Origin of the sequence: Actinocatenispora sera (assembly GCF_018324685.1) — a bacterium.
Taxonomy (GTDB): domain Bacteria; phylum Actinomycetota; class Actinomycetes; order Mycobacteriales; family Micromonosporaceae; genus Actinocatenispora; species Actinocatenispora sera.
Genome location: NZ_AP023354.1, coordinates 3,306,921 through 3,333,644, shown reverse-complemented (window position 1 = coordinate 3,333,644; position 26,724 = coordinate 3,306,921). Strand labels below are relative to the sequence as shown.

Sequence of the window (26,724 nt, the reverse complement as noted above, 5' to 3'; positions counted from 1 at the left end):
TCGCGGGCATGTCGATCGGTCTGACGCTGCTGGGCCTGCTCGAGCCCGGCCCACGGCACGGGTACGACCTGAAACGCGCCTACGACGAGCACTTCGGCAAGGACCACCCGCTGCACTACGGGCAGGTGTACGCGACGCTGTCCCGGCTGCTGAAGAACGGGCTGGTGGAGCTGACCGCAGTGGAGCCGGGCGCCGGCCCGGACCGCAAGCGCTACGCGATCACCGACGACGGCGTGACCGACCTGGACGGCTGGCTGGGCCGGCCCGAACAGCCCGAGCCCTACCTGTCCAGCACGCTCTACACCAAGGTGGTGCTGGCGCTGCTGAGCGGCCGGTCCGCGGCGGAGATCCTGGACACCCAGCGCACCGCGCACCTCGCCCAGATGCGCACACTGACCCGCCGCAAGGCCGGCGGCGACCTCGCCGACCAGCTCATCTGCGACCACGCGCTGTTCCACCTGGAAGCCGACCTGCGCTGGCTGGAACTGACCGCCGCCCGACTCGACGCGCTCGCCCGGGAGGTCGTCCGATGACCGAGACGCCGCTGCTGGTCGGCCGCGACCTGCACCGCACGTTCGGCGCGACGCCGGCGCTCGCCGGTGCGAGCATCGCGATCCGGCCGGCCGAGATCGTCGCCGTGATGGGCCCGTCCGGGTCCGGCAAGTCGACGCTGCTGCACTGCCTGGCCGGCATCCTGCGGCCCGACGCCGGCCAGGTCCGGTACGGCGAGGTCGACGTCTCGGCCGCCTCCGACGCCACCCGCAGCGCGCTGCGGCGTACCGAGTTCGGGTTCGTGTTCCAGTTCGGCCAGCTGGTGCCGGAGCTGACCTGCCTGGAGAACGTGGCGCTGCCGCTGCGGCTGGCCGGTGCCCGCCGCCGGCCGGCGGAAGGTACCGCGCTGGGGTGGTTGGAGCGGCTGGAGGCGGCCGACGTGGCCGGTAAGCGGCCGGGCGAGGTGTCCGGCGGGCAGGGCCAGCGGGTCGCGGTGGCTCGCGCGCTGGTCACCGAGCCGCGCGTGGTGTTCGCCGACGAACCGACCGGCGCCCTCGACTCGTACCACGGCGAGCAGGTGATGCGGCTGCTGACCGCGGCGGCCCGGCAGACCGGCGCGTCGGTCGTGCTGGTCACGCACGAGGCGCGGGTCGCCGCGTACGCCGACCGCGAGGTGACCGTGCGCGACGGCCGCAGCCGGGACGTGGAGCTGGTCGGATGAGGCGCTGGGGGCACGACCTGGCGCTGGGCACCCGGCTGGTCGTCGGCGGCGGTCCGACCGCGTGGCTGCGGCTCGCGATGACCGCGGTCGGGGTCGGGCTGGGCGTCGCGCTGCTGCTGCTCGCGACCGCGGCGCCGACGATTCTGGCCGGGCACCGGGCGCGCAGCGACGCCCGTGACTTCGCCTTCACCGACGGCCCGGCCACCGCGCACACGGTGCTGATCCGCCAGACACCGGGCAGCTACCGGAGCCATCGGATCCACGGCGTGCTGGTCCAGCCGGACGGCGCCGACCCCTCGGTACCGCCGGGCCTGGCCCGGCTGCCGCGGCCCGGCGAGATGGTGGTGTCGCCGGCGCTGCGGCAGCTGCTCGCCGGGCCGGACGGCGCCGAGCTGCGCCGCCGGTACCCGGCCGCCCGGGTGGTCGGCACCATCGGCGACGCCGGCCTGGCCGGACCCCGCGAGTACGCGTTCTATCTCGGCACCGACCGGCTCACCGGGGAGGGCCACCGGATCACCCGCTTCGGTACCGACCAGCCCCGCCAGCCGCTGGATCCGACGCTGCTGCTGCTCACCGTCGTCGGCGTCACCGTGCTGCTGGTGCCGGTGGCGGTGTTCGTCGCGACCGCGGTGCGGTTCGGATCGGCGGCCCGGGACCGGCAGCAGGCGGCGCCGCGGCTGGTCGGCGCGGACCGGGCGATGACCCGGCGGATCGCCGCGGCCGAGGCGCTGCTCGGCGCGCTCGCCGGCCTCGTCGTCGGCGCGGTGCTGTTCTTCGCCGGGCGCCAGCTGGTCGAGCTGGTCGAGTTCGACGGCATCAGCGTCTTCGGTTCCGACGTGCGACCCCAACCGGTACTGGCCGCGCTGGTCGCGGTGGCGTTGCCGGTGGCGGCGGTCGCCGTCACGCTGGTCGCGCTGCGCCGGGTGGTGGCCGAGCCGCTCGGGGTGGTACGGCAGGAGGCCGGCCGGCGCCGCCGGCTGTGGTGGCGGCTCGCGGTCACCGCGCTGGGATTGGCGGTGCTGGTCCTGGCCGGGGTCGGCCGCGACGGCGCCGGTGGCCTCAAGCTACAGGCGACCGTGGCGGGGGTGTTGCTGCTGCTGGCCGGCGCCGCGGTGCTGCTGCCGTGGCTGGTCGAGTTCGTGGTGCGGCGGCTGCCCGGTGCCGGGGTGTCGGGTCAGCTCGCCGTGCGGCGGCTCCAGCTCGACGGCGGTACCGCGGCGCGCGCAGTCACCGGCATCACCGTCGCGGTGGCCGGCGCGATCGCGCTGCAGACCGTGTTCGCCGGCGTCAGCCACGGTTACGTGCATCGCACCGGGCCGGCGGCGAGCCGGCGGCCGGTGGTGATCGAGAACACCGTGCCGATGACCGCCGGCCAGCGCGCCCGGTTCGCCGCCCGGCTGCGGCACACCGACGGCGTGCGCCGGGTCGAGGCGTACGGTTCCGACACCGTCGCGGCGGTCGACGACCCGGACCTGTTCTTCAGCGTGGTGGTCGCCGACTGCGCCACCTTGCGCACGTTCGCCGCGCTCGGCGACTGCGCCGACGGGGACGCGTTCGGGGTACACGACCCCGACGCCCGGGCGCCGCGGCCCGGGGAGGCGGTCCGGACCACCGACTCACCGCACGGTGCGCGGCTGCGGCTGCCGGCGCGGCTGCGTACCGTTGCGGCACGCTCGGATCCGAGCGGCATCACGCACGCCGGGTTGCTGCTCACCCCGGCCGCGGCGCGCCGGCTGCCGGTGCTCGGCGGGCGGCTGCCGACCTCCGGGTTCGTCGCCACCGACCCGGCCGTACCGGACGCGTACGACCACGTGGTGACCACGACGATGCGCGTCGACCCGACCGCGTCGGTGTTCTCCCTGCAGGGCACGCAGGTGGACGCGCGGTTCGACACGGTACGGCGCGGGCTGCTGCTCGGCGCGATCGCGGTACTGCTGGTCATCGGCGCGAGCCTGCTCACCACGGTGTTGGAGCAGTTGCGGTCCCGGCGCCGGCCACTCGCCGTGCTCAGCGCGTTCGGCGCCCGGCGCCGCACGCTGACCGGCTCGGTACTGTGGCAGACCGCCATTCCGATGTTCCTCGGGTTGCTGCTCGCGGTGGCAGCCGGGCTGGTCCTCGGCGCCGCGCTGCTGCGCCTGGCGCGCGAGACGGTCTGGTTCGACGCGGCCGGCATACTCGGCCTGACCGGCGCCGCCGCCGCGGTCGTCGCGCTGGTCACCCTGCTCAACATCCCGGTGCTGTGGCGGATGATGCGGCCGGAGGCGATGCGCACCGAGTGACCGGCGGCGCCGGTGGCGCGGGCAGCCGCCGAGGAAAGCGTGCCGGGTCGCCGTGGGGAGGCGGCGGCCCGGCGCCGACGCCCCCTCGCCTCGGGCGCGGCCGCCGCGGGGGCCGCCGCGGGCGCGGCCACCGCGGGCGGCGGGACGCACCGGGCCGGCATCCGGCGACGGCGGAACTCACCCGGCGCGGCATCAGGCTGCGACCGGAGCCGGTGTGGTCGCGGTTGCGCGGTCGAGCTCGGCGGTGCGGCGGGCTGTCGCCGAGCCGAGGGCGAGCATGCCGACCGCGGCGGCCACCCCGCCGCCGACGGCGAACCACCAGACGAACTCCGGTCCGGCCGCGGCGTACACGGCGGTCGCCACCGACAGCGCGCAGAACCGGCCCAGCCCCCACATCCAGCGGAAACTGCCCTGGTAGCGGCCGCGCGCGTCCACTGGTGCCAGCCCGGCGACGACCGCATCGGCGATGCCGCTCGCCATCGCCTCGCCGACCGACCAGATCACCACGGTCACCGCGTAGGACCACGGGTGGTGCGCCAAGCCGGTCGCGCCGACCCCGACGGCGACCAGTACCGAGGCGAGGAAGTAGACGCGGATCTGCCGGAACCGGGCCAGCACGCGGGTGGCGACCGGCTGCAGGACCACCACCAGGACCGCGTTGAGCGCCGCCAGCGCTCCGTACGTGCGAGTGGACAGGCCGTCGTCGCGGATCGCGAGTGGCAGGCAAACCTCGGTCAGGGAGTAGATCATCAGCCCGACGCCGAGCAGCGGCAGCAGCACCCGCGCCAGCGGGTCGCGCAGCACCACCGCGTAACCGATACCGGAGGTGGCGGCGGTCGGCGGGACGGACCGGCCGGCCGGTAGCAGCGCCGCGGCGATGGCGGCGAACGCCAGCGAGCTGACCCCGTCCACCACGAACAGCAGCCAGTAGCCGTACGTGGCGAGGTAGCCGCCGAGGACGCCGGCAACCGCCGTACCGATGTTGATCGCCCAGTGCAGCAGCGCGAAGGCGGCGTAGCGGCGGGGCGCGGGCACGGCGTCGGACAGCAGCGCGGCGGCGGCCGGCGCGACCATCGTGGCGGTGGAGCTGAGCAGCACCGCGGACAGCGCGAGCAGGGCCACGTTGGGCGCCGCGAACAGGCAGGCCTGCGCGGCCGCGGTACCGATCAGTCCGGCGAGGACCGTGGCGCGCCGACCGAGCCGGTCTGCGAGAATCCCGCCGACCGCCGGACCGACCAGGTTGCCCGCGCCGAGCGCGGTGAGCACGTACGGGATCTGCGCGGTGTCGATGCCGCGCGAACCGAGGAAGAAGACCAGGAACGGGCCGACGACGAAGCCGAGCCGGTTGACGACGGTCCCGGCGAACAGGACCCAGGCGGCGCGAGGCAGGCCGTTGAACGTGGTGAACACGAGCCGATCGTCGGGCCCGGCGTATGCTCGACACCATTGATTAAGCCCAGAACGAATCCACGGGGGGCACATGCGCTCCGAGCTGGCCTTCTCGGCCGACGACCTGGCCCGCACCCGGTTCGCGGTCTCCCCGATGTGGGAGGTCGTCGCGAGCTACCAGCTGCTGGCCTCGCCGGCCCGGCACCCGCTGCACCAGCCATGGCTGGATCAGGTACGGCCGCGGGTCGCCGCCGCGGGCCTGGACGCCGGGTGGCTCGCCGCGCTGGTGCCGGCCCAGGGCTACGTGCCGGACTTCCTCACCCCGCTACCGGACGACCCGGCGCCCACCCTGGCCGCCGAGCTCGCCGCCATCCGCGCCACCGCGCCGCGCGACGTGCGCACCGATCTCGACCAGTACCCCACCAGCAACCCCAGGGCCCAGGCGCTGCGGGCGGACCCGCCGGGCCGGCTGGCGCAGCTCGCCGACGAGGTCGCGACCTACTGGGACCTCGCACTCGGCCCGTACTGGGCGAAGGTACGGGCGGTGCTGGACGCCGACGTGTTCCGCCGTGCCCGGCAGGTCGCCGAGCGTGGCACCGGCCACCTGTTCAACTCCCTGCACGAGACTCTGAGCTGGGACAACAACACCCTCCAGCTGGTGCGCCGGCAGTGCGCGCTCACCCGGGACGGGATCGGCGCCGGCCTGGTGCTCGTGCCGTCGGCCTTCGTCGGCCGGGTGCTGACCTGGTCACGCCCGCCGCACCCGCCGCAGCTGCTCTACCCGGCCCGCGGCGCGGCGACGCTCTGGGAGCACCAGCCGGTCCGGCACCACGCGGCCATCGCCGCGGTACTCGGCCGGTCCCGGGCGCTGCTGCTCACCGAGCTGGAGACGCCGACCTCCACCACCGATCTGGCCCGCCGCACCGGAATCTCCGCCGCCGGCGTCTCACAGCATCTCACCGCGCTGCGCGACGCCGGCATCGTCAGTACCCACCGGGCCGGCCGGTCGGTGCTCTACGCACGCACCGCGGTCGCCGAGTCGCTGCTCGCCGACACCGACTGAACCGCGGCGTCGTCGGGTCAGGGGGTGGAGAGTTCGGCGGCGAGCAGGCCGGCGCGCGCCTTCGGGGTGAACCAGGTGGACTTGCGCGGCATCTTCGCCCGGGCCAGGTTGACCGCGACGAAGTCGGCCACGCTGACCGGCGCGATCAGCACGGCCAGGTCGGCGCGGCCGGCGTCCACCTCGCCGCGCAGCCAGCTCGCCGGGTAGTCGCCGCCCACGTAGCTGATCCGCTTGTCCGAGGGGTCCAGTTCGAGCACGTCGCGGACCAGCACCGCCTCGACCGCGCTGTAGTCCAGCCGGTCCACCACGCCGGCGCCGGACGGCACCGGCAACCGCACCGCGTACGAGCCGGCGGCGGTGTGCAGGTGCACGGTGCCGGGCGGGGGTACCTCGGCGGGCGCCGGCAGCGGTTCGACGGTGGCACCGGCGGCGCGCAGCCGGTCGGGCAACTCGGCGGCCTGCGGCACGTCGCGGATCAACCGGTGGTACGGCTGGATGTGCACCGACTCCGGCGTGGTGACCACGGCGAGGAACCGGGGCAGCCCGCCGACCTGGGCGGCCAGGCTGCGGTGGTTGCCGTCCGCAACGATCAGCTCACCGCCGCCGGCGGCGGCCAGCACCCGGTCCTGGTCGGCGCCCGGGCCCAGCGCCCAGAGCTGGTGGCTGCGGCCCTGCGGGTCGGTGTCGGTGACGTCCGGGGCGCCGAGCCGGCCGGTCAGCTCGACCAGCAACGCCTGCAGCGCCTCGCCGGATCCGGTCTGCAGCAGCAGGATCGGGCTGAGCAGGTGGCCGATCGCGTCGGCCAGCGCGACCCGCTCCTTCACCTTGGCGACGAACACGTCCTCGTTGCGGATCACCAGCCCCGGCTCGTCCGCGCTGGCGGAGATCTGGTCGGTGTCGACCAGGCAGAACACCCCGTAGCTGACCGCGCCGTCGCCGGCACCCCGGCCCGCGCTGCCGGCTGGCTCGGCGATCCGGTACAGGCCGACAACCTGTTCGGCCGCCCGGTACCGGCTCTGCTCGCACAGCGCGGCGAACCGCGCCGCGGCGGCGGGCAGCGAGTCGGTGAACGACAGGCCGGCGGCGACCGCCTCCGGGGTGCGGTGCGGCATCTCGATGGCGAGCGCGCTGGCCGGGTTGGCCCGCACGATCTCGGTGATCTCGCCGTCGTCGGCGAACTCGTCGTAGTTCTGCGCGCCGGTGCCCCCGGCGGAGATCCAGGCCCGACCGATCGGGTGCGCCGGCGACTGCATCACGTCTCCCTGTGGCTCGGCGCCGGGTGGACCGGCGCCAGTCTGGCTCGTGTCGTCGCCCTGGACGCTACCGGTACCGCGGATTCCGGTATCGCATCGGCCCGGCGAGGGGCGTTGACAGCGCGGTACGCAACCACAACCCTCGCTACGGCCGGCGTGCGCACCCCGCGTACCAACCGGCCGTCGCCCGCCGGATCCGCGCAGTGGCACGACCCCCGGCGGTCGACTCCCCAGAGGTCCCGGCATCGACGGCGTTGCTGCCTGGACCTCGTGAACGAAGGCCGGATGCCGGCCGGAAGGGACGATGGATGCTCAAGTCCGCCAGGAAGCGGGTGCTGACCGCGGCGGTCGCGCTGGGTGCCGCGCTGGTCGTCGGCGTCGGCGGGGCCAGCATGGCCGGGGCCGACCAGCACGGCGCGGGCCAGGCCACGCCGAAGCACGACTCCTCGATCGAGAACCTCGGCCTGGTCAAGAACGAGATCAAGGCGTACTACGGCGACGACGGCGACCACCAGCCGTCCGCCGACTCCGCGTACGCGCGGGACGCCAAGCGGGTCGAGTCGCAGCTCAAGCACTGGCTGACGGCGCGCTCGCACGAGCACGGCAAGAAGGCGCTGGTGCTCGACGTGGACGACACCGTGCTGTCGAACTACAACTACGAGGCGTCGCACGACTTCGGGTACGACCCGGTGACCAACGCCGCGTGCGTCGAGGCGAAGTGCTTCCCGGCGATCTTCGGCATGCCGGCGCTGGTCACCTGGGCCAGCACGCACGGGTACGCGGTCTTCTACGTCACCGGCCGCCCGCACGACCAGCAGCAGGCGACCCTGGACAACCTGGCCGACCAGGGCTTCCCGACGCCGGCGGGGATCTTCACCAAGGTGAAGACCGCGCCGTACCCGCCGTACCTGACGTGCTCGCCGAACTGCTCGACCATCGAGTACAAGTCGGGCACCCGGGCGCACATCGAGTCGCTGGGCTACACCATCGTGGCGAACGCCGGCGACCAGTACTCGGATCTGAAGGGCGGCCACGCGCAGCGCACCTTCAAGATGCCCAACCCGATGTACTACCTGCCCTGACGGGCCGCCGGCCCGGACCGCGGCGATGCCGTACGGTCCGGGCCGGAGCAGGCGGCGAGACGCCGCCGGTCAGTCGAAGATCGGCTCGCGGGTGCGGGTCCGCTTGATCTCGAAGAACCCGTCGGTACCGGCGACCGCGAGCACCCCGTCCCAGAGCCGCCCGGCGGCCTCGCCCTTCGGCGCCGGGGTGATCACCGGGCCGAAGAACGCGATCTGCTCGCCGTCGGCGCCCGGTACGTGGATCACCGGGGTACCCACGTCGTAGCCGACCGGGTCCATCCCCTGGTGGTGGCTCTCCCGCAGCTGCGCGTCGTACTTGTCGGTCTCGGCGGCGTCGGCGAGGTCGGCCGGCAGGCCGGCGTCGGTCAGCGCGTCGACCAGCAGCTGGCGGTCCTTCGCCTGCTTCTTGACGTGGATGCGGGTACCGAGCGCGGTGTACAGGTCGCGCAACACCTCGGTGCCGTGGTCCTGCTCGGCGGCGATGCACACCCGGACCGCGCCCCAGGTGTCGGCGAGCATGGTGCGATAGCCGTCCGGGATGTCCTTGTCCTCGTTCAGCACCGCGAGACTCATCACATGGAACCGGATGTGTACCGGCCGGACCTGTTCGACCTGCAGCAGCCACCGGGACGCCAGCCAGGCCCACGGGCATGCCGGGTCGAACCACATGTCGACGGTGGTTTTTTGCTGAGTATCGGGCACTATGTCCTCATTTCCACGCTGCGACCCCGCGGCATCGCGTGGGCCCGCACTCGATGGTTCAGTCGTCATCGAACAATATTGCGCAGACAACATTGCCGGCCATGTTGCGCCCGCAACACGCCTCGCCCACCGCTACCGCAACCAAGCCGTGTCCGACGGGACCCTGCACGCTGGCGCATGCGTCGTGGAACACTCGCCTAGGCGATACGAAAGAAATGCTTCCGGCCGGCGACGATGCCACCTCCCCCAGCGGGCGGCCTCCGCGGGCCGACTGGCGCACCAAGGAGGAGACTTGCCTGGCATCCACAACCTGGCACGCACCGAGGCCGTCGAACGGGCCCGGCTGCTGTCCGAGGTGACCTACCGGGTCACCCTCGATCTGACCGACGGCGCGGGCGCACCGAGTGAGGGCACCACCTTCTCCTCCCGCAGCGAGATCCGGTTCCGCTGCGCGGAGCCGGGTGCCGCCACGTTCGTCGAGATCACGGCCCAGACGCTGCGGTCCGCCACCCTCAACGGCGTCGCGCTGGACCTCTCCGGGTACGACTCGACCAAGGGCCTGGCAGTGCCCGGCCTCGCCGCCGAGAACGAGCTGGTGGTCGAGGCCGACTGCACGTACTCGACGTCCGGCCAGGGCCTGCACCGCGCCCTGGACCCGGTCGACGGCGAGGTGTACCTCTACTCGCAGTTCGAGACGAACGACGCGCAGCGGGTGTTCGCCTGCTTCGACCAACCCGACCTCAAGGCCAGGCACACCTTCGTGGTGACGGTGCCGAAGCACTGGCGGGTCGTCTCGAACTCGCCGGTCGCCGACGTGACCGAGCGGGACGCGGACAAGGTCGTCACGTTCGCCGAGGGCGCGACGATGAGCACCTACGTCACCGCGGTCTGCGCCGGGCCGTACCACGAGGTGCGCGACGAACACGACGGCATCGACCTCGGGGTGTACTGCCGCAAGAGCCTCGCCGAGCACCTCGACGCGGACGACATCCTGACCATCACCAAGCAGGGCTTCGACTTCTACCACGGACAGTTCGGCATGCGGTACCCGCTGCCGAAGTACGACCAGCTCCTGGTGCCGGAGTACAACGCCGGCGCGATGGAGAACTTCGGCTGCATCACCATCTCCGAAGAGCACTACCTGTTCCGCTCGCAGGTCACCAACTTCGAGTACGAGCAGCGCGCCAACACGATCCTGCACGAGCTGGCGCACATGTGGTTCGGCGACCTGGTGACCATGCGCTGGTGGGACGACCTGTGGCTGAACGAGTCGTTCGCCGAGTGGGCCAGCCACTGGTGCAACGCCGAGGCCACCCGGTTCTCCGACGCCTGGACCACGTTCCTCGCGCTGCGCAAGCGCTGGGGGTACGGCCAGGACCAGCTGCCGACCACGCACCCGGTGTACACCGATATTCCGGACGTGGAAACCGTCGAGGTCAACTTCGACGGCATCACGTACGCCAAGGGCGCGAGCATCCTCAAGCAGATCGTCGCCTACGTGGGCCGGGACGCGTTCGTGGCCGGGCTGCGCGCGTACTTCCCGAAGCACGCGTGGGGCAACGCCACGTTCGACGACCTGCTGGGTGCGCTGGAGGAGGCGTCCGGCCGGGAGCTGCGCGAGTACGCGTCGCGGTGGCTGACCACCGCGCAGGTCAACACGCTGCGCCCGCAGATCACCCGGGACGGCGAGAACTACGGCACCGTCGCGGTGCTGCAGGAGGCGCCGAAGGACTACCCGACGCTGCGCACCCACCGGCTCGCGATCGGCCTGTACGACCTGGACAACGGCAAGCTGGTGCGGCGCAAGCGGGTCGAGCTGGACGTGTCCGGCGAGCGCACCGAGGTCGCCGAGCTGGCCGGCGAGCCCGCCGCGGACGTGCTGCTGATCAACGACGACGACCTGACGTACGCGAAGATCCGGCTGGACGAGCGCTCGCTGGCCACGATCGTCGAGCACGTCTCGGACTTCGCCGACTCGCTGCCGCGCGGTCTGGTGTGGGCCGCCGCGCAGGACATGCTGCGCGACGCCGAGCTGCCGGCCCGCCAGTTCGTCCGGATGGTCGCCGCCGGCATCGGCAGCGAGACCGACGTCAACCTGGTGACGATCCTCGCCCGCACCGCCCGCCAGGCGGTCAACCTGTATGCCGACCCGGCCTGGCAGGACGAGGGCCGGGCGCTGCTCGCCCGCACGTTCGACGCGGCGCTGCGCAGCGCCGAGCCGGGCAGCGGCCGGCAGCTCGCCTTCGCCCAGGAGTACGCGGCGCTCGCCCGCAGCGACGCGGACCTCGCGGTACTGAAGGGCTGGCTCGCCGGCGAGGGCGTGCCGGACGGGCTGACCGTCGACACCGACCTGCGCTGGCACCTGCTGCACAGCCTGGTCGCGCTCGGCGTGTACGGCAGTGCCGAGATCGACGCCGAACTGGCCCGGGACAACACCGCGAGCGGCCAGCGGCAGGCGTCGGTGGCCCGCGCGGCGCTGCCGGATGCGGCGTCCAAGGCGGAGATCTGGACGAAGATCACCACCGACACCTCGCTGCCGAACTGGCTGCAGCGCGCGATGCTGCAGGGCTTCTGGCACTCCGCGCAGCTGGAGCTGCTCGCCCCGTACCGGGACCGCTACTTCGCCGACGTGGCCGGCGTGGCGGAGCGGTTCGACGGTGAGGTCGCGCAGGTGTTCGCCATCATGGGGTACCCGAGCCTGCTGGTCGACGACGCCACCGTGGCGGCCACCGACAGCTGGCTGGCCGGCGAGCACCCGGCGCCGGTGCGCCGGCTGGTCGCCGAAGGCAAGGACGGCGTCGAGCGCGCCCTGCGCGCCCGCGCCTGCGACACCGCCGCGCGCTGAGCACGGCACGATCCGGCGCCCGTTCCGCACCACGCGAGACGGGCGCCGCTCGTTGCCCGCGACCACTTGCCGCTCCCGCTGCCGGCGACCGCTCGTTGCGGCCCGGAGACCGCTCGCTGCGGACCGGGGACACACGCTGCGGACCGGGGACCGCTCGTTGCGGACCGGGGACACTCGCTGCGGACCGGGGACCGCTCGTTGCGGGTGGACGGCGCCGATCGCGGGCCATAGCGCCGTCGGACCGGTCCGGCGCTATGGCACCAGGACCACGGCGGCGGTGCGGCCCGGCTGCGCCGCCCGCCGGTAGGCTGCGGCGGCCGCATCGAGCGGAAACCGCTCCACCGCCGGCAACTCCAGCTCCCCCGCGACGGCGAGCTTCGCCAGCTCGGTGAGCACCGTCGCGTCGCTGTACGCCGCGACCGCGGACGTGTGCGTACCGCGCAGCGCCGGCGGCAGCGGGAGCATCGGCAGCACCGACAGGTACCGGCCGCCGGCGCGCACCGCGTCGAGCGCCGGCGCACCGAGCCCGGCGGCATCCAGTACCCCGTCGACGCCGCCCGGCCGCAGCGCTCGTACCGCGTCCGGCCAGCCGGGCGTGGTCTCGACCACGTGCTCGACGCCGGCCGGGACGCGATCGGCGGTGCCGGGCCGGATCGCGGCCACCACCCGCAGGCCGCGCCGCCGGGCGAGCGTGCTGGTGAACCGGCCGACGGCACCGGCCGCACCGGTGACGAGGATCGTGTCGCCGGCCGGCAGGTCCAGCCGGTCCAGGCCCTGCCAGCCGGTCGTCGCGCTCAGCGGCACCGTCGCCGCCCGTGCCGGGTCGAGCCCGGGTGCGGCGGCGACCGCGGCGGCGTCCAGCACGACCAGTTCGGCGTGGCTGCCGGTCGCCGCGGACAACCGGTCCCGGAAGGCGAACACCGCATCGCCGGGTGCCAGGCCGTCCACGCCGGCGCCGATCGCGTCGACGGTGCCGGCGACGTCCCAGCCGAGGCCGGCCGCGGCCAGCTCGCCGAACAGTCCGTCCTGGGTCGCCAGATCCACCGGGTTGACGGCCGCCGCGGCCACTGAGATCCGTACCTGGCCGGCCGCCGGTACCGGTGCCGGCACCTCGACGACGGCCGGGCCGCCGGTACCTCGTATCGCTGCACGCATCACTGCTCCCTCGTCGTACGGGCGTTGTGCGCACCAACGTAAGGCCGCTACTCTCTATCGGGAAGTAGGCACCTGAGAGTGCGTAACGAGGGTGGAGGTGTGCGATGGCGACGACGACGGCCAGCCAGCGCCGGGCCGAGGCGAGGCAGGAGTACGACGCCTTCATCGCGGAGTGCCCGTCCCGACAGGTGCTGGACACGATCGCCGACAAGTGGGTCACGCTGGTGCTCGCCGCGCTGGACGGCGGCCCGGCGCGCTACTCCCAGCTGAGCCGCCAGATCGCCGGCGTCAGCCAGAAGATGCTGACCCAGACGCTGCGCCAGCTGGAACGCGACGGACTGGTCGACCGCACCGTCACCGCGAGCGTCCCGGTCCGGGTCGACTACACGCTGACGCCGCTCGGCGCGAGCCTCGTCGCGGTGATCGCACCGCTCAAACGTTGGGCCGAGCAACACATGCCGGACGTCCGGTCCTCCCGCCGGCGCTACGACCGGCGGGCCCGCGACGCCGACCGATCCCCGGCCACCCGCTCGGATTGACCGGCCGGGCCGGCGGTCCGGCGAACGCGGAGCGATCGAGCAACGATGTGGCGGCCGAACGCGGTGTCGTCGCGCCACGACGCGTCCGCGAACGCGCGGTGGGCGAGCGGTGCCGTGGCCGGCGCGACACGCGCGGGAATCCGACAGCACACGCGTTCGGATCGGTACCAGAATCGGCACTGGACGTTGTCGGCCAGACCAGTAAGGTGAGCGCCATGTCGGCACCAAGCAACGTGTGCACCACGTGCCTCGGGTCCGGTGAGGTGCTCCAGATGCACGCCGCTGTCGTGGACGGCCGCTACCGCACCGTGCAGGGGTTCGTGCCGTGCCCGCACTGCGGCGACCCCGAAGCCGGCGTCCAGCAACGTCCCACCGTCGGCCGCGGACGCCGCTCCGTCAACTGACCGGCCTGTTGTCTGGTCTCACGGTGATGTGAGGGGACGCGAGCGAGCCGTGCTCCAGCCGTTCGCTGGCAAGCCGAGGCGAGGCGCCGTGTGCGACAACACACAAGCCTCGAATCGGCGCAGTCCAGCGGGCGGCTGGGGCGCGGCGCAGCGCCCCAGCCGATCAGGGAACGCGGGCTTGGTCGCTCAGCATGCGGAGGCCGGTGACGATGCCGCCGGCGAGGTCGCCGCCGGAGAATGCCGCGGTCATCGACAGCGCGGCCAGCGCGCAGACGCGGTCCGGCAGCTTCTTCGCCGCGACCGGGCCGGTCACGATCTCGACCACCCGCTGGTTCGGCGACACCGCAAGCAGCACACCGACATCGGGGTTGGCCAACCGGTCGTGCATCGCGTCGGCCGCCCGGCGGTGGTCGTCACCGTCGAGCCCGCCCACGTAGACGCTGAACGCCAGCCCGGACTGCTCGTCCGCGGCGCGCAGCGCCTCGTCGAGCCGCACCAGCTGGCCGCCGTTGAACGGACCGTCGGCGATGCCGTCGAACAGCGAGCCGCGGGTCGGCGGATGCTCGACCGGTTCGCCGTGACTGGTGACGTGCGGCTCGCTCAGCTCGTGCCGGCCGCTGTCGGAGGTGGTCATCGCTGCCTCACCAACTGCCACTTGCGCCCCCCTTGACGCCCCGGACCGTGCCAGCGGTGGCGACGGCACCGGCGGCCTCACCTGCGGGGAGCATCGCGGTACCGGGCTCGGCAGGCTCCGGCCCGTCGTCCGCGGTCAGGATGCGCTCCGGTGCCGCCAGGAACCACACCGGCGCGAACTCGAACGGCCGACCCGGCCGGTACCGGCGGGAGCGGCGCGAACCGGCGCCGTACACCGCGGCGGCCAGCAGCAGGAACACTCCGACCGGGATACCGACGAAGACGAGCACAACTTCCCAGACTGTCACAGGTTCAACGCACCTCGCCTCGTTGCGACCCTCGCCGACTCGTCCGGTCGGCATGACCGAAGCTCCGTCAGCGGGGCTCGGTGCCCAACGAACGTGGACCGAGATTCACCGTAGCCGAGGGTAGCTTGGTCCAGATGGGCGGGTGCCGCTCTTTCCACCCTGACGCGTCGTGCAGGGCGGAAGCCGCCGCAAGAAGCCGCGCGTCGCCGCCCAGCGGCGCGGACAGCTGCACCCCGACCGGCAGGCCGGTGCGATCCGCGCCGATCGGCACGCTCACCGCCGGCGCCCCGGACAGGTTGTGCACGGAGCAGTACGGCGACAGCGCGGTCTGCGCGTCGAAATCCTCCTCCGGACTCATCTGGTTGAAATGCCCGATGCCGACACCCGGCCGGGCCAACGTCGGGGTGAGCACCAGGTCGTATCCGGCCAGCTCCGCCGATCCGGCCCGGATCGCGGCGAGCAGCCGGCCGTGCGCGGCGAGCAGGTCGGCGGCCGAGTGCCGCCTCGCCTCGCCGGCCATCCACCGGGCCATCTTGCCGACCGCGTCGGGCCGGCCGAGCAGGCACGCCACCACCCGGAAGTCGGCGAGCATCGCCGGGTCGTACGGCCCGGGTACCTCGACGACGTCGTGCCCGAGGCCGGTGAGCAGCTCCGCGGCCCGGCGATAGGCGGCGACGCAGTCCGGGTGCACCGTCGTGTCGAACAGCGGCGGATCCAGGTACGCGGCGATCCGCAACGGCCCGGTCGCCCGGGTCGCCGCCGCCCGGTACCCGCCCTCGGGTGGCGGGGGTGGCAGGTACGGCTCCCCCGGCGCCGCCACCGCCATCGCGTCGAGCAGCGCCGCCGCGTCCGGCACGGTGCGCGCGATCGGCCCCTGGCTGGCCAGGCCGAACCCGCCGGCGCCGGGGATCAGCCCGCGGCTCGGCTTGTACCCGATGAGCCCGCACAGCGCCGCCGGCACCCGCAGCGAGCCGCCCCCGTCGCTGCCGTGCGCCACCGGTACCAGCCCGGCCGCCACCGCGGCGGCGGCACCACCGGACGAGCCACCCGGGCTCGCACCCCGCCGCCACGGGTTCGCGGTCGGCACGAAGCCGGTCGCCTCGGTGTACAGCGTGGTACCGAACTCGCTGGTCGCGGTCTTGCCGAGGCTGATGGTGCCGGCCGAGCTCAGCGCGGTGACCACCGGCGCGTCGGCGTCCGGTACGTGCTGCGCGAGCGCGACGCAGCCGTACGAGGTGGGCACGCCGGCGGTCGCCGCCAGGTCCTTGATCGCGGTGGGCACCCCGTGCAGCGCCGGCAACGGCTCGGCCATCGTGACCGCCACCTCGGCGCGCTTCGCCGCGTCCCGGGCCGCCTGGTCGGTGACCGTGACGAACGCACCGAGCCGGGAGTCGAACGCCGCGATCCGGGCCAGGTAGTGCTCGACCAGCTCCACCGGCGACAGCTCGCCGGACCGGATCGCCGCGGCCTGTTGCAGCGCGGTCAGCTCGTGCAGTGGGGTCACTCCGCCACGGTAGTTCCCCGGCCCCGGCCCCCTCACCGCCTGGTGAGGGGGGCGCCGGACTGCGAGGATGGCGGCATGCAGAGTGCGGGGTTCGGGGTGGCGGACGCGCAGCGGCGCGATACCGCGGATCCGTTGGCGGGCTGGCGGGAGCGGTTCGTGATCGAGCCGGACGGGCCGATCTACCTGGACGGCAACTCGCTCGGCCGGCTGCCGGTGGCGGCGGTCGACGAGTTCGCGACGGCGGTCCGGGGCGAGTGGGGCGGCGAGCTGATCCGTGGCTGGTCGCACTGGATCGAGCTCGGCCGCGAGGTCGGTGACCTGCTTGCCGGGCCGGTGCTGGACGCCGAGCCGGGCGAACTGGTACTCAGCGACTCGACCAGCGTCAACCTGTACAAGCTGGCCGCGGCCGCGCTGTCGGCGCGGCCGGACCGGCACGTCGTCGTGGTCGACCAGGACAACTTCCCCACCGATCAGTACCTGCTGCAGTCGCTCGCGGCCGAACGCGGGCTGACGCTGCGGCCGGTCACCGCCGACCTCGACGCCGGACTGGACACCGAGCAGGTACTCGCCGCGCTGGACGACGACGTGGCCCTGGTGCTGCTGTCGCACGTGGCGTACCGGTCCGGCGCCATCGCCGATCTGCCCGCGATCACGGCCGCCGCACACGAGGTCGGCGCGCTGGTGCTGTGGGACCTGTGCCACTCGGCCGGCTCGGTACCGGTGCCGCTGCGCGCCGCCGAGGTCGATCTCGCGGTCGGCTGCACGTACAAGTACCTCAACGGCGGCCCCGGCTCGCCGGCGTTCCTGTACGTGCGGCGCGAGTTGCAGGCGCAGCTGCGGCAGCCGATCACCGGCTGGTTCGGCCAGGCGGACCAGTTCGAGATGGACTCCCGCTACGCCCCCGCGGACGGCATCGACCGGTTCCTGGTCGGCACCCCGCCGGTGCTGTCCGCGTACGGGGCGCGGGCCGGCGCTCGGATCGCGGCCGAGGTCGGCATCGAACCGGTGCGCGCCAAGGGGATGGCGCTGACCTCGTACGCGGTGGAGTTGCACGACGCGTGGCTGGCCGAGCACGGCTGCCGGCTGGCGAGCCCGCGGGATCCGCAGCGGCGCGGCGCGCACGTCACGCTGTACCACCCGAACGCCTGGCAGCTGTGCCAGGCCTGGCAGGACGCCGGCGTGCTCCCGGACTTCCGCACCCCGGACCGGCTGCGCATCGGCCTCGCCCCGCTGTACACCCGGTTCGTCGATGTGTACGAGGCGTTCCACCGGCTACGCGAGATCCTCGCGAGCGGCAGTTACCGGTCGTACCCGGTGACACGGCGCCGGGTCACCTGACCGTCACCGTCAGGTCCACATCAGCGACGCAGCGCGAGGATTCCGGCCGGAGTGAACCCTTCCGCAACGGGACGGCATTGAAGGGACGTGAACACTTCCGCACCCATCGGACAACCGGTGGGAGGAAGTACTCCCTACCGAAGGGGCACGTCCATGCGACGAGATCCGGAAAGAAGGACGGTTCCAGGGCTGCCGCGGCGCTGGTGGGCGCTGTGGGCCGGCGGTGCGGTGGCCGCGTTGCTCGGGCTGTCCGCGCCGGCCGGCGCGGCACCGACGACGCCGACGGCGACGCCGCTGCCCGCCACCGACACCACGACGGTGACGCTGCCGACCGGTGACCACGTCACGGTCAGTGGCGCGGGCACCGGCAAGCCGACGTACACGGTCGAGCCCAGCCGGCACGGCGGCGTGCACTCGGTGCAGACCGCCGCCGGCGACCACTACGTCATTCCGGCGGTCGCCACCCCCTACCTGGGGCGGCAGCTGGACCTGTCGCTGTTCGACGTGACCACGATGGCCGCGCGCGGCATCGACGACGGGGCGCGGATCCCGGTCCGGCTGTCGTTCGCCGACGGGGTGACTCCCACGGCGCCGGCCGGGGTCACGCTGACCGCGGTGCGCGGTACCACCGCCCGCGGGTACCTGACCGCGAAGTCCGCGAGCGCACTCGCCACGGCGGCCCGCCACCGGATCGGCGCCGACGTCGCCGCCGGTCGTGCCCCGGGCAGCACGCCGCTGTTCGCCGGCATGACCCGGATGAGCCTGGACGCGGCCAGCGTCACCGCGAAGACCGTGACGCCGCACTACCCGCTGTACACGTTGCAGGTCAACGGGATCGACGCGGACGGGAACACGCCGGACTACCTGCCGGTGTTCATCACCAACACGGACTCGGCCGCCCGTGCGGATCCGGTCGTGGAGCTGCAGGGATCCTCGGAGCGGGTGATGGTGCCCGCCGGGCACTACACCGCGCAGACCTTCGGTGACTCCTTCGACGAGCAGGGCGACCAGAGCAAGAACCTGACCGTGGTGGTCGACGACTTCACCGTCGCCGCCTCGACCGCGCCCAGCCAGGTCACCCTGGACCTGCGCACCGCGACGTCACCGGTCACGGTGAGCACACCGAAACCGGCCGTCCAGGACGTGCTGGTGACCACGTACTACCGCTTCGACGCGACCGGCGCCAGCTTCGGCTTCGAGAACAACCAGTCGGGCGACGCGCCCATCTACGTCAACCCGCAGCCGGCGGCGACCACCGGCCGGCTGCACTACCTGGTGCACTGGATCGGCGCGCCGGCCGACCAGAGCTACCGCTACGACGTCGCGTTCGCTTCGGACGACGGCGTCGCGGCCGATCAGAGCTACCGGGTGCGGTCGGATCAACTGGCCACCGTGCATCATCACCTGTACCACGACCCCGGCGACGACGGCCGGTACACGACGCTGCTCGGCGGACCGACCGACCCGCAGATCGCGCCGCAGTGGGGTGTTCCGGCGATGGCGAGCCCGATCCCGGCCCAGCAGCTGCCTGCGGACGTGACCATGTACGTCGGCACCGCCGACAGCGGGCAGTGGGGTAACGCGGTGGCCACGGCGACCGCCGACCTCGCCGGTGACGGGCACACCTACCTGGCCGGTCACGAGTACTCGATCGAGTGGGGACGCGGTCCGATCGTTCCCGGCCTCGGCCAGTTCACCGGCGCCCGGCACGTCTGCTACTCGTGCAGCGCCGGCGATGCGCTCTCGCTCGGCATGCCGATGCAGCACGACGCCGTGCCGGACCACACCAGCGGCTCCGCCCTGTACCCGGCCCAGGCCCACTTCATCCTGTACCGCAACGGGACCCTGATCGCCGACCAGGACCGCGCGTTGGGCGCGACGGTCACCGGTGTCCCGGACAGCGACGCCACCTACCGCGGCGTGCTCGACACCACCATGCCCGCCGACAGCGGGGCCACCCTGTGGACGAAGACCCACACCGAGGTGACCGTCAAGTACTCGCCCGGCACGACCGGGAGTCCGCTGCCGGCGGGGGACTACTGCGCCATTCAGGACGGCGACACACCCTGCCAGGTGCTGCCGGTCCTGACCCTGAACTACCGGCTGGCGGTCGACCGGCAAAACACCAGTTCCGCCGCGATCCAGGCGATGGGACTGCGGGTCGGACACGTCAGCTACGACGGGGCCGGATCCTCCTCGCCGATCGCCTCGGCGAAGGTGTCCGTCTCCTTCGACCACGGCGACACCTGGCGCCCCGCGCACGTCCTCGGCGCGGCCGGCACCTACGCGGTGACCTGGCGCAATCCGGCCAGCGCCGCCGGCACCGCGCCGATGCTGCGGGTCCGCGCCACCGACGCGAACGGTGACGCGATCGAGCAGACCATCACTGCCGCGTACCAGCTCGCGGCGGCCCAGTGAACCCCGTGGAGGTGATCAGGATGCGACGTTCCCCCATCCGCCGTACCGCACTGGTGGCGGCGCTGATCGCCGCGGTGGCCGGTGTCGCCGCCGGCACCGGGCCCGCGGCCGCGGCCGGCGGCGCCGGCTCGGTCCGCGACGTCTGCCCGACCGCCCGGCCCGGCCAGCTCCGCTGCCTGGCGAAGGTACGGTCCGACCTGCGCGGCGGGCATGGCGTCCGCGGCCCGGCGAGCGGTACCGCGCTGCCCGCCGGGTACGGCCCGGCCGACCTGCGGTCCGCCTACGATCTGCCGACCACCGGCGGGGCGGACCAGACGGTCGCGATCGTGGACGCGGGTGACGCGGCGAACGCCGAGGCCGACCTCGCCGTCTACCGCGACACGTACGGGCTGCCCGCCTGCACCACGGCCAACGGCTGCTTCCGGAAGGTCAACCAGGACGGCCAGGCGAGCCCGCTGCCGGAGGACGCAGGCTGGTCGGTCGAGATCGCGCTCGACCTGGACATGGTGTCCGCGGTCTGCCCCGACTGCCACATCCTGCTGGTGGAGGCCGATTACCCCGATGCCGGCTCGCTGTCCACCGCGGTGGACACCGCGGCGGCACTCGGCGCCACCGAGATCTCCAACAGCTACGGCGGCGGTGACGGCCACGGCGTCGACCAGTACGCGGCCAGCTACCGCCATCCCGGTGTCGCGGTCGTCGCGTCCTCCGGGGACTCGGGCTACGGCAACCCGACCGCGCCGGCCGAGTACCCGAGCGTGATCGCGGTCGGCGGTACCAGCCTGCACCGGGACGGCAGCGCCCGGGGCTGGGCCGAGAGCGCGTGGAGCGGGTCGGGCACCGGCTGCTCGGCCTACCTCGCCAAACCGGCCTGGCAGCACGATCCGAACTGCCCCAACCGGATGATCGCCGACATCGCGGCGGTCGCGGACCCCAACACCGGGGTGGCGGTGTACGAGACCGAGCAGGAGACCGGCTGGATCGTGGCCGGCGGTACCAGCGCGTCGTCCCCGATCGTCGCCGGGATCATCGCGCTGGCCGGCAATCCGGACCGGTACCCGGACGCGTCGTACTTCTACGCGCACGGCGAGCAACTGCACGACATCGTCACCGGCGCGGCCGAGGGGGTCGACTGCGGCGGCGACTACCTGTGCACCGCCCTGCCCGGCTACGACGGGCTGACCGGCAACGGCACCCCGAACGGCATCGCCGCCTTCTGACCCGTACGGGCGGTGTCCGCCGGCCGCCGGAACGAGAGCGTTCCGGCGGCCGGTCCGGTGCGACGGGCGTACGGCTGCCGGTGTGGTGCGACGGGCGTACCGGCGGGCGGTGTGTCAGCCCAGCGCGATGAGCACGACGGCGGCGGCCGCGGCGGCCAGGCCGACCGCCTGCCCCCGGGCGATCCGCTCCCGCAACACGAGCATCGCCGCAAGCACCGTCAGCGCCGGGTACAGCGAGGTGACCACGGCCGCGATGGACAGCAGCGCCCGGTGGGTGGCGAACACGAACAGCACGGTGGCCGCGCCGCCGAGGAGCCCGACGCTGGCGCCCGGCGCGAGCCGGCGGGCCGGCAACCGCAGGCCGGCCCCCACGGCCAGCCCGGCGATCAGGATGCTGACCGTCGCGACCGCCTGGCCGCCGGCGAGTGGCCACAGCCCGGCGTCGTGCGGTACCCGGTCGAGCGCGACGAACAGCAGCGCGAACCCGGCACCGGCCAGCAGCCCGTCGAGTACCCCGGACCGCCGCCGCGCGGTCGAGCCCGCCTCCGGCCCGGCGGGTTCGTCGGCGCCGCGGGAGATGAGCGCGACCGCCGGGAGCGCGAGGACGATACCGGCGATCGCCAGCGGCGCCGGCCGGTCCCCCTGGGCGACGCCCGCCAGCACCGGCAGCCCGGCGGAGCCGACCGCGGACAGCGGCGCCACCACGCTCATCCGCGCCGAGCCGAGGCCGCGGTAGAGGAACACGGTGCCGAGCCCGTTGCCGATGCCGGACAGCGCACCCCAGCCGAGCGCCGCCGCGGCCGGCATGCCGTTCCCGGCGACCGCGGCGACGAGCGCCACGACCAGGAACGCGGCGCACTGCGCCACGACCGCCACCGCGTACGGGCTGGACCGCCGGGACAGCAGCCCACCGAGGAAGTCCGAACAGCCGTAACAGGCAGCGGCGCAGAGCGCGAGGACGATACCCACGCCCGAAACCTACGTGCCGTGACCGACCGGCGATCTCGGCGCCCCGCCGGCCCACCGAGATCTGGACCCGCAGCCCGTCGACAGTTCGGCGAAGGTGGGGCTGCACCCCGGCGGCGCCGTCCCTTGCCCGCCCGGCCAGGTGAGCCGAGCCGGTGGCGCCCGCGCGATCGCGGGTGGCGCCGACGGTCAGGCGGTGGCCTCGCCCAGGCCGAGCGGGTCGGTGCGCTGCGGCGGCAGGCCGAGCCAGGAGGCCCAGCGCGGGTCCGGGGTGCGGTGACCGAGTACCCGCCAGGCCGGCCCGCTCGGCGCCACCGGCGCCGAGCGCAGCCGCCAGCCCATCTCGGCCGGGGTGCGGTCGCCCTTGCGGTGGTTGCACCGGGCACAGGCCGCGACCACGTTCTCCCAGGCGTGCGGCCCGCCGCGGCTGCGGGGCAGCACGTGGTCGATCGTCTCGGCCGGGCCGTCGCAGTACGCGCAGACCCAGCGGTCCCGGGCGAAGATCGCGCGCCGGGTCATGCCGATGTGCGCGCGGTAGGGCACCCGCACGTACCGGGTGAGGCGGACCACACACGGGGTCGGCAGGACGCGTCTGGCGCTGTGCAGGAAACCGTCGCCGTCGCTGACCGCGATCGCCTTGGCGGCAAGCACCAGCACGGCGGCCCGGCGCACCGACACGACGCACATCGGCTCGTACGTCGCGTTGAGCACCAACGCCCCGTAGCTGGTGGAGGGCCGTAACCCGGACATCGCCCCACCTCCGTCCGCGCCCATCCTCCCCGACCGGGGCGCCGGATGCACGTACTAATCCGGTGACAAACCAAGCGGCCGATCCCCGGTAGCACCGAACGGCGGGCCCGGAGGTGGTGTGCAGCGGGCCCGGTCGGTCACGTACCGTCGGCGCGGCGCGGTCGTACCGCGGCGCGCCGAGACGATTCGCTACCACGAGGTCAGGTGCCCATGTTGTCCGCGGAAGCGCTGGTTTCCGCCATGCCACACGCCCTGAAGCTGGCCGGCAAGCCCGAGTGCGCCACCGACCCGGACTCGTTCTGCCAGACGGTCTGGAACTGGACCGGCCAGAACCCGCGCTTCGGCTGGCTCGCGGCGAGCAGCGAGTGGCTGCTGGTCAAGCCGTTCCGGATCATCCTGATCCTGGTCGTGGCGCTGCTGGCGCGCTGGATCCTGCACCGGATGATCCGCCGGTTCACCCGGCCCAGGGGCAACGGCGGCACCCCGGCGGTACTGCGGCCGCTCAAGGAACGGGTGGACGCGTCGTTGCGGGAGAACGGCGTGCTGTCCGAGCGGCGCCGGCAGCGTTCCGCGACGATCGGCTCGGTACTGCGCAACGTCACCTCGATCGTGGTGTTCTCGATCGCGGTGATGATGATCCTCAGCGAGCTGGGGATGGACCTCGCGCCGCTGCTGGCCAGCGCCGGCATCGCCGGTGTGGCACTCGGCTTCGGTGCACAGTCACTGGTCAAGGACGTCATCTCGGGCATGTTCATGCTGCTGGAGGACCAGTACGGGGTGGGCGACCTGATCAACGTCGGTGAGGTGACCGGCACCGTGGAGGCGGTCGGCCTGCGCATCACCACGGTGCGCGACGGTGCCGGCGTGTTGTGGTACATCCGCAACGGCGAGGTGGCCCGGATCGGCAACTACAGCCAGAGCTGGGCGATGGTGATCATCGACGTACCGGTCGGCTTCGGCGCGCCGGTGGGCGAGGCCACCGACGCCCTGCAGCGGGCGGCCGACTCGCTCGGCGACGACGAGGACTGGGCGGCCGACTTCATCGACAAGCCCGAGGTGCTGGGCGTGCAGCAGCTGACCCCGGAGGGTGCGCTGCTGCGGGTGACCGCGAAGACCGCCTCGGACTCGCAGTGGAAGGTCGGCCGCGAGCTGCGCCGCCGGATGGTCACCGAGATGGAGCGGGCCGGGCTGTCGCTCGGGCTGGACCCGCGCCGCTTCCTCGCCCAGGAGGATGGTGCGCCCGAGTAGCCGCTCGCCTCGGCCCCACTCGTGCGCCGCCTGTGAGTCACCTGTCCGAGAACGCAGCGTCGATGTCTCCGACATCGGAGACATCGACGGACGTCGTTACACCGCTGGACGAATCGCGGCCGAACGGTGACCGTACGGAACTCGGATAGCAACGTCGCGTCCACGAGCCCCGTGACCAGCACGATCGTCGCGGAGCGTGCCGGCCTCCCCGAGAAAGCGGCTCATATACCGCAGCTAACTTACAGATTGTGAAATGCGCAGCGGATCCTTGTTAACCACACCTCGTCCGTTCGGCCTACCGATACGCCCACCAATCGGGCAGACTCGGACGTGCGAAGTTGCGCGCGCCACAGCCGAGGAGGGAACGGGGACGTGTCCGAAGAGCCAGGTCAGGCCGGGGCGGGCCGGCCGGCGGATCCACCGGACACGACCGACGATCCCGACCGGCCCGCCACCTACCGCGAGGTGTTCGCGGTGCGCGAGTTCCGCGCCGTGTTCGGCGCCAGCGCGCTCTCCTCGATCGGTGACTACCTGGGTCGGGTCGCGCTCGCCGCGTTGATCTACCACGCGACCGGCTCCGCGCTCGCCTCCGCGGCCGGCTTCGCGGTCACCTACCTGCCCTGGCTGACCGGTGCGCCGGTGCTCGTCGCGCTGGCCGAGCGGTACCCGTACCGGCGGGTGATGCTCGGCTGCGACCTGGCCCGGATGGCGATCGTCGCGGTGGCGGCGATCCCCGGCGTGCCGCTGCTGCTCTTACCCGTGCTGATGTACGTCTCGGCGATGCTGACGCCGCCGTTCGACTCCAGCCGCTCGGCGATGCTGCCGCAGATCCTGAGCGGCGACCGGTACGTGCTGGGGTTGTCGATCACCGGCGTGCTCAACCAGGCCACCCAGGTCGGCGGGTACGCGGCGGGTGGCCTGATCTCGGCGGTGGACCCGCGGCTGGCGCTGCTGGTCGACGCCGCCACCTTCGGGCTGTCCGCGCTGCTGATCCGGACCTGGGTGCGGGCACGGCCGGCGGAGCCGCGACTGCGCACCGACACCAGCCTGCTGCGCGACACCGCGGAGGGGTTCACCGTGGTGTTCGGTACCCCGGTGCTGCGCTCGATCGCGGTGGTGATCCTGGCCGGCGCGGCGTTCGCGATCCTGCCGGAGGGGCTCGCCGCCAGCTGGTCCGGCGAGCTGGGCACCGGCGCCCGTGGGCAGGGGTGGATCATGGCCGCGATGCCGATCGGCGCGGCGATCGGCGGGGTGGTGATCGGCCGTCTGGTGCCGCCCGGGCCGCGGCGCAAGCTGATCCGGCCGCTCGCCGCACTGGTACCGCTGTCGCTGGTCGCCGCGCTGCTGTCGCCGCCACTGCCGGTGGTGATGGTGTTGACCGCGCTGACCGGGTTCGCGATGTCGGTGATCATCCCGGCGAACGGGCTGTTCGTGCAGGCGCTGCCGAACGGCTACCGGGCTCGTGCGTTCGGCGTCATGCAGGGCGGGTTGCAGCTGGTGCAGGGCGGGGCGATCGTGCTCGCCGGCGCGGTCGCCGACCACGTCGGAGTCGCCCGGACGGTCGGGCTCTGGTCGCTGCTGGGGCTGCTGGTGATGGGCCTGGTGTCGATGTTGTGGCCGAAGTCGGGCACCTTCGACAAGGCGTTCGCCGAGACCCGGGCGCGCAACGAGGCGGCCGCCGAGGCGGCCGAGCGGCGCAGCCGGGAGTCCGCCGACGCCGACGACGCGGGTGCCCCCTCGGCCGCGCAGGACGCCTCCGAGCGCCGCGTCGGCCCGGTGCAGTCGCGCCGCCGGACCGGCCGGGTCGGCGCCGAGCGCCCGTGACCGCGGCCACCGTCGCCCGTGCTGTGAGGCGGGTCTCCTCGGCGTCGGGCCGGGCTGCCTGGCGGGTGGGCGGGGTGGCACTGGCACCATGGAGGTGTGTCCGATCAACCGATCCCGATCTCCACGGGTTCCGCCGCGCAGCCGTCCGTGCCCACCGTGACGTTCTACGACGCGGTGGGCGGCGAGCCGACGTTCCGCAAGCTGGTGGACGAGTTCTACGCCGGCGTCGCGGACGACCCGGTGCTGCGCCCGATGTACCCGGAGGAGGACCTCGGCCCGGCCGCGAACCGGTTGCGGATGTTCCTGGAGCAGTACTGGGGCGGTCCGCACACCTACTCCGAGCAGCGTGGGCATCCGCGGTTGCGGATGCGGCACGTGCCGTTCAAGATCGGTCCGGTGGAGCGGGACGCGTGGCTGACGCACATGCGTGACGCGCTCGACACCCTCGGCCTCGCCCCGCAGTACGAGGCGGAGCTGTGGGCCTACCTCGAGCGCGCGGCACAGTTCATGGTGAACTCCCCGGACTGACCACCCCCGTACGAGTCGGATCGGCGCCGCAGGCGTCACGCCGGCTTTTGAACGTTAAAACCC

Annotated in this window: 23 protein-coding genes; 14 read left to right on the top strand and 9 right to left on the bottom strand. The window is 73.4% G+C overall.

Annotation, left to right across the window (positions count from 1 at the left end; all coding sequences use genetic code 11):
* Positions 1–8 precede the first annotated feature (8 nt).
* Genes Asera_RS16040 through Asera_RS16030 form a run of 3 tightly spaced genes read left to right on the top strand, consistent with a single transcriptional unit; the run spans position 9 to position 3,492 of the window.
* Positions 9–533, top strand: coding sequence for a PadR family transcriptional regulator (locus tag Asera_RS16040; RefSeq protein ID WP_030448780.1), 525 nt, complete (start codon positions 9–11; stop codon positions 531–533).
* Positions 530–1,213 (top strand): ABC transporter ATP-binding protein, encoded by a 684-nt coding sequence (locus tag Asera_RS16035; protein ID WP_030448779.1) that lies wholly within the window; start codon positions 530–532, stop codon positions 1,211–1,213. The genes Asera_RS16040 and Asera_RS16035 overlap by 4 nt, the downstream gene beginning before the upstream one ends.
* Positions 1,210–3,492: an ABC transporter permease gene (locus Asera_RS16030; protein WP_030448778.1), complete on the top strand. Its 2,283-nt coding sequence runs from the start codon at positions 1,210–1,212 to the stop codon at positions 3,490–3,492. Before Asera_RS16035 ends, Asera_RS16030 begins: the two co-directional genes overlap by 4 nt.
* A gap of 192 nt (positions 3,493–3,684) precedes the next feature.
* On the opposite strand, the gene Asera_RS16025 is transcribed toward Asera_RS16030, so the two are convergent.
* Positions 3,685–4,902, bottom strand: a complete 1,218-nt coding sequence (locus tag Asera_RS16025; RefSeq protein WP_035298094.1) for an MFS transporter — start codon at positions 4,900–4,902, stop codon at positions 3,685–3,687.
* A gap of 70 nt (positions 4,903–4,972) precedes the next feature.
* On the opposite strand from Asera_RS16025, the gene Asera_RS16020 reads away from it, so the two are divergent.
* The gene (locus tag Asera_RS16020) at positions 4,973–5,944 is read left to right on the top strand and encodes an ArsR/SmtB family transcription factor (RefSeq protein ID WP_030448776.1); all 972 of its coding nucleotides are present in this window, start codon (positions 4,973–4,975) and stop codon (positions 5,942–5,944) included.
* Between the two features lie 17 nt (positions 5,945–5,961).
* Here Asera_RS16020 and Asera_RS16015 read toward each other — a convergent pair whose 3' ends face one another.
* Positions 5,962–7,197 carry a DUF1015 family protein gene (locus Asera_RS16015; RefSeq protein ID WP_030448775.1) on the bottom strand — a complete coding sequence of 412 codons (1,236 nt, stop codon included), beginning with the start codon at positions 7,195–7,197 and terminating at the stop codon, positions 5,962–5,964.
* A 308-nt stretch (positions 7,198–7,505) separates the two neighbouring features.
* Here Asera_RS16015 and Asera_RS16010 point away from each other — a divergent pair, with 308 nt between their 5' ends.
* A complete protein-coding gene (locus Asera_RS16010) occupies positions 7,506–8,279 on the top strand; it encodes an HAD family acid phosphatase (RefSeq protein ID WP_030448774.1) in 774 nt (257 codons plus the stop codon).
* 69 nt (positions 8,280–8,348) lie between these two features.
* Here the strand turns inward: Asera_RS16010 and Asera_RS16005 are convergent, their stop codons facing one another.
* The gene (locus tag Asera_RS16005) at positions 8,349–8,948 is read right to left on the bottom strand and encodes a mycothiol-dependent nitroreductase Rv2466c family protein (RefSeq protein ID WP_030448773.1); all 600 of its coding nucleotides are present in this window, start codon (positions 8,946–8,948) and stop codon (positions 8,349–8,351) included.
* Between the two features lie 334 nt (positions 8,949–9,282).
* Here Asera_RS16005 and pepN point away from each other — a divergent pair, with 334 nt between their 5' ends.
* Positions 9,283–11,826 (top strand): aminopeptidase N, encoded by a 2,544-nt coding sequence (gene pepN, locus Asera_RS16000; RefSeq protein WP_030448772.1) that lies wholly within the window; start codon positions 9,283–9,285, stop codon positions 11,824–11,826.
* 252 nt (positions 11,827–12,078) lie between these two features.
* Here pepN and Asera_RS15995 read toward each other — a convergent pair whose 3' ends face one another.
* Positions 12,079–12,981, bottom strand: coding sequence for an NADP-dependent oxidoreductase (locus Asera_RS15995; RefSeq protein ID WP_030448771.1), 903 nt, complete (start codon positions 12,979–12,981; stop codon positions 12,079–12,081).
* Between the two features lie 104 nt (positions 12,982–13,085).
* Between Asera_RS15995 and Asera_RS15990 the strand changes: the two genes are divergently transcribed.
* Positions 13,086–13,520, top strand: coding sequence for a winged helix-turn-helix transcriptional regulator (locus Asera_RS15990; RefSeq protein ID WP_030448770.1), 435 nt, complete (start codon positions 13,086–13,088; stop codon positions 13,518–13,520).
* A gap of 215 nt (positions 13,521–13,735) precedes the next feature.
* A complete protein-coding gene (locus Asera_RS15985) occupies positions 13,736–13,924 on the top strand; it encodes a hypothetical protein (protein WP_157035099.1) in 189 nt (62 codons plus the stop codon).
* Between the two features lie 163 nt (positions 13,925–14,087).
* Here Asera_RS15985 and Asera_RS15980 read toward each other — a convergent pair whose 3' ends face one another.
* From Asera_RS15980 to Asera_RS15970, 3 genes are all read right to left on the bottom strand, one after another.
* Positions 14,088–14,558 (bottom strand): DUF5130 family protein, encoded by a 471-nt coding sequence (locus tag Asera_RS15980; RefSeq protein WP_084132503.1) that lies wholly within the window; start codon positions 14,556–14,558, stop codon positions 14,088–14,090.
* Positions 14,559–14,565: 7 nt separating this feature from the next.
* Complete coding sequence (ctaJ, locus tag Asera_RS15975; protein WP_157035098.1) at positions 14,566–14,865, bottom strand: aa3-type cytochrome oxidase subunit CtaJ; 300 nt, start codon at positions 14,863–14,865, stop codon at positions 14,566–14,568.
* 67 nt (positions 14,866–14,932) lie between these two features.
* Positions 14,933–16,369 (bottom strand): amidase, encoded by a 1,437-nt coding sequence (locus tag Asera_RS15970; protein WP_030448767.1) that lies wholly within the window; start codon positions 16,367–16,369, stop codon positions 14,933–14,935.
* Positions 16,370–16,444: 75 nt separating this feature from the next.
* Between Asera_RS15970 and kynU the strand changes: the two genes are divergently transcribed.
* The 3 genes from kynU to Asera_RS15955 all read left to right on the top strand — a co-directional run bounded on the left by kynU (position 16,445) and on the right by Asera_RS15955 (position 21,345).
* Entirely contained in the window at positions 16,445–17,707 is a 1,263-nt protein-coding gene (kynU, locus tag Asera_RS15965) for a kynureninase (RefSeq protein WP_030448766.1), read from the top strand.
* A 153-nt stretch (positions 17,708–17,860) separates the two neighbouring features.
* Positions 17,861–20,125 (top strand): hypothetical protein, encoded by a 2,265-nt coding sequence (locus tag Asera_RS15960; protein ID WP_157035097.1) that lies wholly within the window; start codon positions 17,861–17,863, stop codon positions 20,123–20,125.
* Positions 20,126–20,145: 20 nt separating this feature from the next.
* Positions 20,146–21,345: a S53 family peptidase gene (locus tag Asera_RS15955; RefSeq protein WP_030448764.1), complete on the top strand. Its 1,200-nt coding sequence runs from the start codon at positions 20,146–20,148 to the stop codon at positions 21,343–21,345.
* Between the two features lie 114 nt (positions 21,346–21,459).
* Here Asera_RS15955 and Asera_RS15950 read toward each other — a convergent pair whose 3' ends face one another.
* Together Asera_RS15950 and Asera_RS15945 are read right to left on the bottom strand one after the other, a co-directional pair.
* Complete coding sequence (locus Asera_RS15950; RefSeq protein ID WP_030448763.1) at positions 21,460–22,314, bottom strand: EamA family transporter; 855 nt, start codon at positions 22,312–22,314, stop codon at positions 21,460–21,462.
* A gap of 186 nt (positions 22,315–22,500) precedes the next feature.
* Positions 22,501–23,061 (bottom strand): HNH endonuclease, encoded by a 561-nt coding sequence (locus Asera_RS15945; RefSeq protein ID WP_035298088.1) that lies wholly within the window; start codon positions 23,059–23,061, stop codon positions 22,501–22,503.
* 240 nt (positions 23,062–23,301) lie between these two features.
* On the opposite strand from Asera_RS15945, the gene Asera_RS15940 reads away from it, so the two are divergent.
* The 3 genes from Asera_RS15940 to Asera_RS15930 all read left to right on the top strand — a co-directional run bounded on the left by Asera_RS15940 (position 23,302) and on the right by Asera_RS15930 (position 26,661).
* On the top strand, positions 23,302–24,309 hold the full coding sequence (locus Asera_RS15940) for a mechanosensitive ion channel family protein (RefSeq protein WP_051802813.1): 1,008 nt from the start codon (positions 23,302–23,304) through the stop codon (positions 24,307–24,309).
* 372 nt (positions 24,310–24,681) lie between these two features.
* Entirely contained in the window at positions 24,682–26,133 is a 1,452-nt protein-coding gene (locus Asera_RS15935; protein ID WP_051802799.1) for an MFS transporter, read from the top strand.
* Positions 26,134–26,250: 117 nt separating this feature from the next.
* Complete coding sequence (locus Asera_RS15930) at positions 26,251–26,661, top strand: globin domain-containing protein (protein WP_035298168.1); 411 nt, start codon at positions 26,251–26,253, stop codon at positions 26,659–26,661.
* Positions 26,662–26,724 lie beyond the last annotated feature (63 nt).

What these genes read in the sequence shown, in the direction of transcription:
- Asera_RS16010 (WP_030448774.1), top strand. Translation starts at nt 7,506, where the DNA reads ATGCTCAAGTCCGCCAGGAAGCGGGTGCTGACCGCGGCGGTCGCGCTG.
- Asera_RS15955 (WP_030448764.1), top strand. Translation starts at nt 20,146, where the DNA reads ATGCGACGTTCCCCCATCCGCCGTACCGCACTGGTGGCGGCGCTGATC.
- Asera_RS15985 (WP_157035099.1), top strand. Translation starts at nt 13,736, where the DNA reads ATGTCGGCACCAAGCAACGTGTGCACCACGTGCCTCGGGTCCGGTGAG.
- Asera_RS16020 (WP_030448776.1), top strand. Translation starts at nt 4,973, where the DNA reads ATGCGCTCCGAGCTGGCCTTCTCGGCCGACGACCTGGCCCGCACCCGG.
- Asera_RS16005 (WP_030448773.1), bottom strand. Translation starts at nt 8,948, where the DNA reads ATGTGGTTCGACCCGGCATGCCCGTGGGCCTGGCTGGCGTCCCGGTGG.
- kynU (WP_030448766.1), top strand. Translation starts at nt 16,445, where the DNA reads ATGCAGAGTGCGGGGTTCGGGGTGGCGGACGCGCAGCGGCGCGATACC.
- Asera_RS15940 (WP_051802813.1), top strand. Translation starts at nt 23,302, where the DNA reads ATGCCACACGCCCTGAAGCTGGCCGGCAAGCCCGAGTGCGCCACCGAC.
- Asera_RS16040 (WP_030448780.1), top strand. Translation starts at nt 9, where the DNA reads ATGTCGATCGGTCTGACGCTGCTGGGCCTGCTCGAGCCCGGCCCACGG.
- Asera_RS16030 (WP_030448778.1), top strand. Translation starts at nt 1,210, where the DNA reads ATGAGGCGCTGGGGGCACGACCTGGCGCTGGGCACCCGGCTGGTCGTC.
- Asera_RS15960 (WP_157035097.1), top strand. Translation starts at nt 17,861, where the DNA reads ATGCGACGAGATCCGGAAAGAAGGACGGTTCCAGGGCTGCCGCGGCGC.
- Asera_RS15945 (WP_035298088.1), bottom strand. Translation starts at nt 23,061, where the DNA reads ATGTCCGGGTTACGGCCCTCCACCAGCTACGGGGCGTTGGTGCTCAAC.
- Asera_RS15980 (WP_084132503.1), bottom strand. Translation starts at nt 14,558, where the DNA reads ATGACCACCTCCGACAGCGGCCGGCACGAGCTGAGCGAGCCGCACGTC.
- Asera_RS16015 (WP_030448775.1), bottom strand. Translation starts at nt 7,197, where the DNA reads ATGCAGTCGCCGGCGCACCCGATCGGTCGGGCCTGGATCTCCGCCGGG.
- Asera_RS16035 (WP_030448779.1), top strand. Translation starts at nt 530, where the DNA reads ATGACCGAGACGCCGCTGCTGGTCGGCCGCGACCTGCACCGCACGTTC.
- Asera_RS15990 (WP_030448770.1), top strand. Translation starts at nt 13,086, where the DNA reads ATGGCGACGACGACGGCCAGCCAGCGCCGGGCCGAGGCGAGGCAGGAG.
- Asera_RS15995 (WP_030448771.1), bottom strand. Translation starts at nt 12,981, where the DNA reads ATGCGTGCAGCGATACGAGGTACCGGCGGCCCGGCCGTCGTCGAGGTG.